The sequence below is a fragment of the Amaricoccus sp. genome (genome assembly GCF_036846665.1).
Classification (GTDB): domain Bacteria; phylum Pseudomonadota; class Alphaproteobacteria; order Rhodobacterales; family Rhodobacteraceae; genus Amaricoccus.
This window is the reverse complement of the sequence record NZ_DAIUBO010000002.1, coordinates 40,766-51,431: the sequence shown is the minus strand read 5'-3', so window position 1 is coordinate 51,431 and position 10,666 is coordinate 40,766. Positions and strand designations below refer to the sequence as shown.

The following is a 10,666-nucleotide window of genomic DNA, read 5'->3' as shown; positions in this document are numbered from 1 at the left end:
GTCGGGCTTGAGCTGGATCAGGTAGCCCGAGACGAAGCGGGCCGCGAGGCCGAGGTTGCGCAGGATCTGGACGAGGAGCCAGGACGTGTCGCGGCAGGATCCGGTGCCGCGCTGGAAGGTCTCCTCGGGCGTCTGCACGCCGGGCTCCATGCGGATGACATAGCCGATCTCGCGGGCGAGGCGGGCGTTGAGATTGACCACGAAATCCACCGTGCGCAGGCGTTCGCGCGGGGTGGCGTCGAGGAAGGCCTGCAGATGCGGGCCGACCGGATCGGCGCGCCGGTAGATCACCAGGTCGTCGTGCAGCTCCTCGGGATAGTCGAAGGGCCATTCCTCGGCGCTGTCCTCCACGAAGAAGTCGAAGGGGTTGTAGACGGTCATATCGGCGACGAGGTCGACCTCGATCTTCAGCTCGCGCACCGGCTCGGGAAAGACGAAGCGCGAGAGCCAGTTGCCGTAGGGATCCTGCTGGTGATTGACGAAATGCTCCGCCGGGCCGACCCGGAGGCTGTGCGAGATCACCCGCGTGCGCGAATGCGGCGCCGGGCGCAGGCGGATGACCTGCGGCCCGAGCACAACCGGGCGGTCGTAGCGGTAGTGGGTCAGGTGATGAATGCTGGCCTTGATCGACATGGCTCCGGCCCCCGTTCGGACCGGACGACGGTTTCACACTTCGCCGCGATGCACCACGATTCCTTGGCCCCGCCTGCGCCGGTCGTGGCGGGCATGGTTGGCAAGGCGGGGCAATTCCCGATACGGGGTCGGGTCGGGCCGGCGGTCCGGAATCAAGGAGGGGACAAATCCATGGGCTTTCCCGAAGGCTATTGCGTCGCGGTCACCGGGGCGGCGAGCGGCATCGGCCGCGCCACGGCGCTCCTGCTCGCCGGGCAGGGGGTGCGGGTCGCCTGCCTCGACCACGCCGATCCGGCGGAGACCGCGGCGAGCGCGGGCGGCGGGGCGGCGGCGCATCTGCTCGACATCGCCGATGCCGCGGCCTGCCGGGCGATCCTCGGCAAGGTCATCGCGGATTTCGGCCGGCTCGACGGGCTGGTGAACTGCGCCGGCGTGGTCGGGCCGACCAACATCCGGTCGGAGGCGCTCGACCCGGCCGATTTCGAGGCGGTCTGCCGGGTCAATCTCTTCGGGGCGCTGCATGTCAGCCAGGCGGTGCTGCCGCATATGCGCGGGCGCGGCTACGGGCGCATCCTCCATGTGGCCTCCATCGCCGGCAAGGAGGGCAATGCCGGGATGGCGGCCTATTCCGCCTCCAAGGCCGGGCTGATCGGCCTGGTGAAATCCATGGGCAAGGAATATGCCGAGACCGGCGTCACCGTGAACGCGCTCGCCCCGGCGGTGATCCGCACGCCCATGGTCGCCGCCATGCCCGAGGCGCAGGTGGCCTACATGACCGACCGGATCCCGATGAAGCGCTGCGGCGAGCTCGACGAAGCGGCGCGGATGATCGCCTGGATCGTCGGACCCGATTGCAGCTTCACCACCGGCTTCACCTTCGACCTCAGCGGCGGCCGGGCGGTCTATTGAGCGGCCGTCCCCATGGGGACAGCTTGTAACAGGCTGATATCGAACGATTAAAGTGTTAACGCGGGTTTGTGTCCCCGGGTGCCGCGGCCGGGGACGCCCATCTGGGGGGCCGGGCCATGTGCAAGGCATGGTGCGGTCCGGTGCCGGACGGCGGGCGGATATGCCTGGTTTGCCGCGGGTGGCTGATGCCGACGGCCCTTCTGCCTGACCGACGCCGCGATCGCCGAGCCGGTATCTGTCCGGCTCGGGACCCCGTGCCGCAACAGCAGAGGGGCGGCGGCGAGGGCCGCTGGCATGTGCGGCAAGTCGTGCCGACGTTCGTGGAATCGGCGCGATCGGCGCCGCGCCTGCGGGGCGGGCGAAAGGGAGGGCGGAAAGTGGACATCCGCCGTATGAGGTGCGAATGGCAACGGTGCGGACGGAGCGGACAGTGCCACCAATGCCCGGCCGGAGACGCTTCCGCTCGTCTTTCCGACCCCGAGTCTCGGAACACCCCTGCCGGGAATTCCTTCCGGCGCATCAGCCCCGCGGTGTCAGGTCTTCGATATCCTGGGCCTTCTCGCGGTCGAGCGGAATGTGCCGGATCCCATTCCCGGAGAAATTCACACCGTCGAGGCTCACCTTGCGCAGCCGTCGGTCGTGCTGCGTGTGGAAGTACAGCACCCCTTCGTCGAGATCCCAGACCGTCGTCCAGATCGTCGAGCTCCGCATGTCCCCGGTGTCGCCGGCGGCGTCCGAACCCTCGGCGGCGCCGAGCGGCAGGTTGAAGTTGTCGAGGATGCGAAGCGCCTCGTAGACGGTCTCGCCCGAGTCCGGCGTCGGGCGGGCGGTCTGGGTCCAGGCGACCGCGCGGACGAAGCGGGACGGAGGTGTGTTGTCGCCCGGCAGCCCGATCATGCCGCTGCCCGCTCCGAGCGGCGCGAAGTTCATCTCGGCGATCGATCGGGTCGGCAGCGCGACCGCGGACAGGTTCAGATAGTTGCGCAGGTTCGTCATGTGCCAGTCGTAGGTCGGCGCGTTGGTGATGACGCCGAGCGAATTGTCGAAGAAGCGCACCTCGCCGCCAGCGTACTCGATGACGATCGACCGGCCGGACGGCTCGGTCACCATCCAGTGCGCCGGGTCCGGGACTCCCACGAGCGCCTCGGTGACGCCGGCCACGCGGACGTCCTCCATCGCTGCCTTCACCTCGTCGATCGTCGCGAACTGCGTGAGCAGGTAGGCGACGACATCGGGGGCGCCGATGGTGTTCGCTGCCTCCGCGGGATCGTACTTGGGATACTCGGCGAAGCCCGGATGGTAGAACAAGCCGACGGCGAGCCCCGCCTCGTTCATGCCATCGGCGAACCAGTCTTGCCCGAGCATGTCGAGGGCGACCACGCCGTACTCGGCCGTCCAGGACTTGCCGTTGAGGCCCTCCGGGGTCTGCCCGGTGAAGCTGTGGCCTCGCGGGACGATCGCGACCCGGGAGTTCAGGTCGAAGGCGCCCCATTCCATCGTGCGCCCGTAGACGGCCGATCCGTCCGCCGCGATCAGGCGGATGCCCGTGCATCCGAGGGCAGACGTTGTCGAGTATACGACCAGTGCGGCGGCCATGCTGATAAGCGCCAGCGGCATCGGGGGCGGTTTCAGCTTCATGAACATCCCTCCCAGGTTTCTGTTTGATGCCGTATCCATAGCAGATCCGGCGCCGGCCTCCTTGATCAGCGTCAAATGTAGCCCGCCCCGTAGGGCGCAGCGTCTCGTCCGCCCGAAGTGCAGCTTGGGGCTTGGAACTGCCGTTCGCCGCGGCGTGCGGCGCGGAGATTCGTCACTTCACGCGCCGCGCCATGAGGATTTCGTCGATTTCCTGGCCTTCATGGATCATCCCGGCGGGAATGAGCCCGATCCTGCGGAAATCGCTGCGCTCGTAGAAGCGGATCGCTCGGTCGTTCCGGCTGTTCACGGTCAGCTCGATCTGGGAGATCCCGTTCCGCGCGGCGAAGTCGACGACCGCATCCAGAAGGCGCCTCGCCAGTCCCTTTCCCCGCTCGCTGGCCCGCAGGTAGACCATGACGAGCGTGGATCGGTGCTTCATCTTGCTCGGCTGTTGCCGCAGCAGGCCCATGATGCCGACCGGCTCCCCGGAGCTGAAGGCGACGAAGACCGGCACCTGCAGCCTCTCGCGCCATTCCTCGTCGGGCAGGGACGCCCAATCTTCCGGCTTGCTTGCATAGGCTGCCGGCTCCAGCCGGAGCGCTTCGAGCCGAATGGCCCTGAAGGCATCGACATCGTCCGCGTTCAACTGGCGAATCTCTGTGTCGTGCATGGCCTGCTCCTGTTCGGAGCAGGCTCTATGAGAAATCGCCGTTGCGCGGCAATACGCCCTATTCGCTCTGGGCGGCGTTTCGGCCATTTGCCGCGTGAGGGGGTGAAGGACGGCGATCTGCGGGGACGGAGCGACCGTTCCGGAAGGCGATCGGGCCTCAGGCGCGGCCTGCGACGCCTACGGGGAGCGGCCTTCGGGCTCCGTCGACGCCGGCTCCGCAAGGCCGACGACAAGACAAGGCATGCGAACCGGATGGAGGCAGCGGCTGCCGCATCGTCGGCGTGATCGAGCGGGACGGCGCTGGACGGTGCGCGAAGCGCGCCGGCCCCCGGCCACGGCAGAAACGAGGACCGCGGGTGTCGTACCGGCCGAGATGACGCTGCGGTTGCCCGGTTGCCGGGCGGCCGGGCTCGCTCTACCTTCGCCCGGTCTCGCGCGTGGAGCGAATGCATGGACAGTCCGACCGACGGCGCCTCCCGGACCGAGGCGCCGCTCCATCCCCGGCAGGCCGACACCTTTCCGACGCTGAGCGGGGAGGAGGTCGAGCGCATCCGCCCCTACGGTGCGACCCGCCGCTTCGCGCCGGGCGAGGCGCTCTTCGAGGCCGGGCGACCCGGGCCGGGCATGTACCTCCTGCTGCGCGGCCAGGTGGCCGTCACCCTGCGCGACGGGCTCGGCCGCCGGCAGCCTCTGGTCGAGCAGGGGCCGGGTCAGTTCCTGGCCGAGACCGGCCAGATCTCCGGTCGCCCCGCCCTCGTGGACGCTCACGCCGAGGGGCCGGTCGAAGCGATCCTCGTGCCGCCGACCGGGCTGCGGGCGCTGCTCGTCGCCGAGGCGCTGCTCGGCGAACGGATCACCCGGGCGCTGATCCTGCGCCGCGTCGCGCTGATCCAGAGCGGCCGCGGCGGACCGCTGATCGTCGGCGCGGCCGATGACGCCGCCGTCGTGCGCCTCGCGACCTTCCTCGACCGCAGCAACCATCCCTATTCGGTCGCCGACCCCGGCGATCCGGTCGCTGCCGACCTGATGGCGCAGTACCGGCCATGCCGGGGGCCGCTGCCGCTGGTGATCCTCCCGACCGGGGCGGTGCTCCACGACCCGACGATCGCCGACCTCGGGCGGGCCCTCGGTCTTTCGGGTCGTGCGCCGGCGCGGGCGCTCTTCGACGTCGCCATCGTCGGCGCCGGCCCCGCCGGGCTCTCGGCGGCGGTCTATGCGGCCTCCGAGGGGCTTTCGGTGACGATCCTCGACGCAGTCGGCTATGGCGGCCAGGCCGGCGCCAGCATGCGAATCGAGAACTACCTGGGCTTTCCGACCGGCATCACCGGCAGGGCGCTCGCAGGCCGCGCCTTCGTCCAGGCCGAGAAGTTCGGCGCCGACATCGCCTTCCCGGCCCGCGTGACGGAACTCGTCGGTCTCGGGCCGTCCGGACCCTACCGGCTCGACCTTGCGGACGGCGGCTCCGTGACGGCGCGCACCGTCGTCATCGCCAGCGGCGCGCGCTACCGCCGCCCGGCGATCCCGGGCATCGAGCGCTTCGAGGGCCGCGGCATCTGGTACTGGGCGTCCCCGCTCGAGGCACGGATGTGCACGGGCGCCGAGGTGGCGCTGGTCGGCGGCGGCAACTCGGCCGGCCAGGCCGCGGTCTTCCTCGCGGGGCATGCCGCAAAGGTGAACCTGCTGATCCGCAGCGACGACCTGCGCCGGAACATGTCGCAATACCTTGTCGACCGGATCACCGCGACCGCCAATATCGCCTTCTGCCCCGGGACCACGGTGACCGCCCTCGACGGGGACCCGGCCGGCCATCTCGCCGGCCTGACCTGGGCCTGCCGCCGCGACGGCAGCACGGAGCACCGGCCGATCCGCGACCTCTTCCTCTTCGTCGGCGCCGACCCCGAGACGAGTTGGGCCCGTCCCTGCGCGCTCGAGCTCGACGGGCACGGCTTCGTCCTGACCGGTGCCGCCGTACCGGGTGCCGCCGCAGGCAAGCCCGCGCTCGAGGCGAGCTTGCCGGGTGTCTTTGCGATCGGCGACGTTCGTGCCGGTTCGGTCAAGCGCGTCGGCGGCGCGATCGGAGAGGGCGCCGCGGTGGTTGCGTCCATCCATGCCGCACTCGCATCCGCCGGGCATTCCCGAGCCGGCGATCGCCGGCCGACGTGAACCGGCTGGCCCGAGGCCAACCCATGCCCCCGGGGGGACGAAGCGCGCGCCGCGCCTGCTCCTCGGGACTGGCCAGCGGCCGCCAGCCGCCGGCCTGGCCGCGTTCGTCCAGGATGACGGGGTCGGGATCGTGTCGCGCGATCGCGGCGGTGCCAAGGCCCGGGCGGTCGCCGGTGCGGCGCGGGCACCTTGCACGCCTGCGGAGGGTCGTCGAGGGCCGAGAAGTGGTCGAGCAGCGCCCTGCCGGATAGGGGAAAGCTCTCGAGCTTCGGGGCTTCCCAAGGATCGCAGCGAATCCCGTGCCGGAATCCCCCGCCGCTTCGAGCGATCGTCCTGGCCAGTCCTGCGCGCCGATCGACACATCGAGGACTGGCGCCGCATCGCCACGCGCTACGGCCGAGGCACCGATCGCCTGTGCCCTCGCGGCCGTGGCGCTTCGTCGCTCTGAATCCCGAGCCCGCGTCGCCTCTTTCGAACGCTGCTTGCCGGCGTCGGCCGTCGAGTGGCCGGCTTTCGTCGAAGGCCGAGAAAAATCATCGGCGACGCCGGCGATATTGGATTAGGGTGTCGGGGCGCCACCGGTCACCGCAGCGGCAACCCGGTCGGCGCAACCCGGCAGGACCCTGGCCGTGCCGGCTCGATCGAATGGAGCACCGCAATGAACCGCATGATCGGCTGCTGCACCTGGATCTTCGGCCCGGCACCGCTCGAGGACATCGCCGTCCGGGCGGCGCGCGCCGGTCTCGACGGCGTCGAGCTATTCGGGGACGTGGAGCGGACCGACCCGGGGCGCGCGAAGGCGACGCTCGAAGGCCGGGGGTTGTCCGTCTTCTCGATCACGCCGGCGGATGCGGACATTTCGCATCCCGATACCGCGGTCCGCGAGGCGGCGCTGGCCTATTACGATCGCCTGATCGACTGGGCCATGCAGCTGGGTCGCCCGCTGATCTCCTGTCACGGGCAGGTGACCCGGATCGAGCCGGTGTCCTCGCAGGAGGAGGAGGATGCGCTGCTTCTCGATGCCGTCCGCCGGATCTGCGGCGCGGCCGAGAGGCGCGGGCTCGAGGTCGTCTTCGAGATCCTGAACCGCTACGAGACCCATCAGGTGCGAACGGTTCGGGCGGGGCTCGAGCTTCTCGCCCAGGTCGGCGCGGGCAATCTCAAACTCCTGCCGGACGCCTATCACATGAACATCGAGGAGGCCGATCCCGTCGCCGCCCTGCTGGCCGGCGGCGGGAGCATCGGTCTCTATCACGCCGCCGACAGCAATCGCTGCGGCATCGGCGAGGGCCATACCGACTTCGCGGCTCAACTGGCCGCCCTGGACCGGATCGGCTATGGGGGGCCGATCATCCTCGAGACCAATGCTCCCGGACCCGACCCCTTCACGCCGGTCAAGGGCAGCGACACTCCGGACGTCGTCGAGGCGCAGCTCGCGGCTTCGGTGCTGGCGCTGAAGGAAATGGGCGCATGAGATTCGGCCGATGGGCCGAAGGAGAGGGCCGCCCGGGCGGCCTCAAACAGCAACCCAGAAGGGGGGAAAGCATGAAGCATTTCGTCAGAGGCGCACTCGCGGCGAGCGCGATCGCCGTCGCAGCGCCGGCTCTCGCGCAGAACATCATCGTGGTGGCGCATGGACAGGCCAACGACCCGTTCTGGTCGGTGGTGAAGAACGGCGTCGACAAGGCTGCCGAGGATACCGGCGCCAGCGTGGATTTCCGCTCGCCCGAGACCTTCGACATGGTGGCCATGTCGCAGCTCATCGACGCCGCCGTGAACCAGGAGCCCGACGGGCTCGTGGTGTCGATCCCCGACGCCGACGCGCTGGGGCCCTCGATCGAGCGGGCGGCGCAGGCCGGCATCCCGATCATCTCGATGAATTCGGGATCCGACGTGGCCCACGACCTCGGCGCGCTGCTCCATGTCGGGCAGGACGAGTTCACCGCCGGAAAGATCGCGGGTGAAGCGCTGGCCGAGATGGGCGGCACCAAGGGCATCTGCGTCAACCAGGAAGTCGGCAACGTGGCGCTCGACCTCCGCTGCGAGGGCTTCATCGAGGGCTTCGGGGGCAACGCCGAGGTCCTGCCGACGGGCAACGATCCGACGGAGGTCGAATCGAAGGTCCGCGCGGCGCTCGACGCCGATCCCGAGGTCGACACGGTCATGGCGCTCGGCGCGCCGACGGCGGGCGAGCCTTCGGTCGCGGCGGTGAAGGCGGTCGGCCGCGGTGGCGGCGACGTGAAGTTGGCGAGCTTCGATCTCTCGGCCGGCTTCCTGCAGGCGATCGTCGACGGCGACGCGGCCTTCGCCATCGACCAGCAGCAGTTCCTCCAGGGCTACCTTCCCGTGGTCTTCCTGGCGCTCAACGCCCAATTCGGTCTCGTCCCGGGCGGCGACGTGCCCTCCGGCCCGAACCTGATCACCCAGGACAAGGCAGAACAGGTGATCGAGCTGTCCGCGCAGGGCATCCGCTGACCGGCGGAATCGTCTGAAACCGGGGGCGGCGCCGCGGCGGTCCGCCCCCGACCGGAAATGACGGGGGGAAACATGACCCAAGCAGATGCTCATACCGTCGACGAGCGGCTCAAGGCGGAATCGTTCGGCTCGAAACTCATGAAGCGGCCGGAGCTCGGCGCGATCGCGGGCGTGGTCCTGGTCGTCCTCTTCTTCCTGGTCACGGCCGACCGGTCGATGTTCACCATGGCGGGCTTCATGAACTTCATGACCCCGGCGGCGCAGCTCGGCATCCTCGCCATCGGCGCCGCGCTCCTGATGATCGGCGGCGAGTTCGACCTCTCCATCGGCTCGATGGTGGCCTTTGCCGGGCTGTTCTTCGCGGTCTGCGTGGTGAACTGGGGATTGCCGCTGATCGTCGCCATCCCGGCGACCTTCATCTTCGCGGCCCTGGTCGGTTCGATCAACGGAACCATCGTGATCCGCTCGGGCCTGCCGTCCTTCATCGTGACGCTGGCCTTCCTCTTCATCCTGCGCGGCCTGTCCCTGGTGGGGCTGAAGCTCGCGACCGGCGGCTCGACCCAGCTCCGCGGCGTGCGCGAGGCCGTCCAGGACGACTGGCTCGCCCCGGTCTTCTCGGGCGACGCCTTCAAGGGCCTCTTCGAGGCGCTCGGCCGCGCCGGACTTGTGGAGACCTTCAACAACGGCGCGCCGAAGGTGCCCGGCGTCCCCGTCGAGATCGTCTGGTTCATCGCGATGGCGATCGCGGCGACCTACGTGCTGCTGCGCACGCCCGTCGGCAACTGGATCTTTGCCAGCGGCGGCGATGCGAACGCGGCCTCGAACTCCGGCGTCCCGGTGAAGAAGGTCAAGGTCTCGCTCTTCATGCTGACGGCCTGCTGCGCCGCGCTGGTCGCGATCATCACGGTGATGGATTCGGGCTCCACCGACGCCCGCCGCGGATTCCAGAAGGAGTTCGAGGCGATCATCGCCGCGGTGATCGGCGGCTGCCTGCTGACCGGCGGCTACGGTTCGGCGATCGGCGCCTTCTTCGGTGCGATCATCTTCGGCATGGTGGTCATCGGCCTGACCTATACCGATTTCGATCAGGACTGGTTCCAGGTCTTCCTGGGCGCCATGCTCCTGATCGCGGTCCTGTTCAACAACGCGATCCGCAAGCGTGTGACGGGGGAGCGCTGAGATGACCCAGGACTCGACCTTCCATCACGGCGACGCGCCGAACATTGCCTCCATCATCGAAATGCGGGACATCGAGAAGCATTTCGGCAACATCATCGCGCTCGCCGGCGTCAGCTTCGACGTGCGCCCCGGGGAATGCCATTGCCTCCTGGGCGACAACGGCGCCGGCAAGTCGACCTTCATCAAGACCATGTCGGGCGTGCACAAGCCGAGCGCCGGCGAGATCTTCTTCGAAGGCAAGCACATGGACTTCGACAGCCCGCGCGACGCCATGGAGGCGGGCATCGCCACGGTGTTCCAGGATCTGGCGATGATCCCGCTGATGAGCGTGACGAGGAACTTCTTCATGGGGCGCGAGCCGACCAAGGGCAGGGGGCTCTTCAAGCGCCTCGATGCCGCGAAGGCGAACAGGGTGACGGTGGAGGAGATGCGCAACATGGGCATCAACCTCCGCGGGCCCGATCAGGCGGTGGGGACGCTCTCGGGCGGCGAGCGCCAGACCGTGGCGATCGCCCGCGCGGTCTATTTCGGCGCGAAGGTGCTCATCCTCGACGAGCCGACCTCGGCGCTCGGCGTGCGGCAGACCTCGAACGTCCTGGCGACCATCGACCGGGTCCGCAAGCAGGGCATCGGCGTCGTCTTCATCACACATAACGTGCGGCACGCCATGTCGGTGGGCGACCGCTTCACCGTGCTCAACCGCGGCAAGACGCTCGGCACCGCCAAGCGCGGCGACATCACGCCGGAACAGCTCCAGGATCTCATGGCGGGCGGCCAGGAACTCGCCCAGCTGGAGGGGTCGCTGGGCGGGACCGTATAGGACGATCGGCGCCCCGGCCGGGGCGCCGACCTCAACCAAGCGGCATCGCTTGAGCCGCGGAACATGACGGAACGCCGCCCATGGCGGCCTCACGCCGGACGCGGTCCGCCTCGACCCCGCGCCAGGGCGCCACAGCCACCCGGACCGCTCCGCCGTCCGGATGCTCCCGGCGGAGACAG

9 protein-coding genes are annotated in these 10,666 nt (G+C 69.4%); 6 read left to right on the top strand and 3 right to left on the bottom strand.

Annotation, left to right across the window (positions count from 1 at the left end; genetic code table 11):
- The coding region (locus tag V7050_RS00535) for a transglutaminase family protein (protein ID WP_324410164.1) at positions 1-633 on the bottom strand (633 nt) is incomplete at its 3' end.
- 171 nt (positions 634-804) lie between these two features.
- Between V7050_RS00535 and V7050_RS00530 the strand changes: the two genes are divergently transcribed.
- Positions 805-1,542, top strand: coding sequence for an SDR family NAD(P)-dependent oxidoreductase (locus V7050_RS00530; protein WP_324365176.1), 738 nt, complete (start codon positions 805-807; stop codon positions 1,540-1,542).
- Between the two features lie 519 nt (positions 1,543-2,061).
- Here the strand turns inward: V7050_RS00530 and V7050_RS00525 are convergent.
- Entirely contained in the window at positions 2,062-3,255 is a 1,194-nt protein-coding gene (locus V7050_RS00525; protein ID WP_324365175.1) for a choloylglycine hydrolase family protein, read from the bottom strand.
- A 97-nt stretch (positions 3,256-3,352) separates the two neighbouring features.
- Positions 3,353-3,937 carry a GNAT family N-acetyltransferase gene (locus V7050_RS00520; protein ID WP_324373678.1) on the bottom strand — a complete coding sequence of 195 codons (585 nt, stop codon included), beginning with the start codon at positions 3,935-3,937 and terminating at the stop codon, positions 3,353-3,355.
- A 363-nt stretch (positions 3,938-4,300) separates the two neighbouring features.
- Here V7050_RS00520 and V7050_RS00515 point away from each other — a divergent pair, with 363 nt between their 5' ends.
- From V7050_RS00515 to V7050_RS00495, 5 genes are all read left to right on the top strand, one after another.
- Entirely contained in the window at positions 4,301-6,013 is a 1,713-nt protein-coding gene (locus V7050_RS00515; RefSeq protein ID WP_324365173.1) for an FAD-dependent oxidoreductase, read from the top strand.
- Between the two features lie 658 nt (positions 6,014-6,671).
- Positions 6,672-7,487, top strand: coding sequence for a sugar phosphate isomerase/epimerase family protein (locus tag V7050_RS00510; RefSeq protein WP_324365172.1), 816 nt, complete (start codon positions 6,672-6,674; stop codon positions 7,485-7,487).
- A 71-nt stretch (positions 7,488-7,558) separates the two neighbouring features.
- Positions 7,559-8,488 carry a sugar ABC transporter substrate-binding protein gene (locus V7050_RS00505; RefSeq protein WP_324365171.1) on the top strand — a complete coding sequence of 310 codons (930 nt, stop codon included), beginning with the start codon at positions 7,559-7,561 and terminating at the stop codon, positions 8,486-8,488.
- A 72-nt stretch (positions 8,489-8,560) separates the two neighbouring features.
- Positions 8,561-9,667 (top strand): ABC transporter permease, encoded by a 1,107-nt coding sequence (locus V7050_RS00500; RefSeq protein WP_324365170.1) that lies wholly within the window; start codon positions 8,561-8,563, stop codon positions 9,665-9,667.
- A 1-nt stretch (position 9,668) separates the two neighbouring features.
- Positions 9,669-10,487 (top strand): ATP-binding cassette domain-containing protein, encoded by an 819-nt coding sequence (locus tag V7050_RS00495; RefSeq protein ID WP_324365169.1) that lies wholly within the window; start codon positions 9,669-9,671, stop codon positions 10,485-10,487.
- Positions 10,488-10,666: the final 179 nt, after the last annotated feature.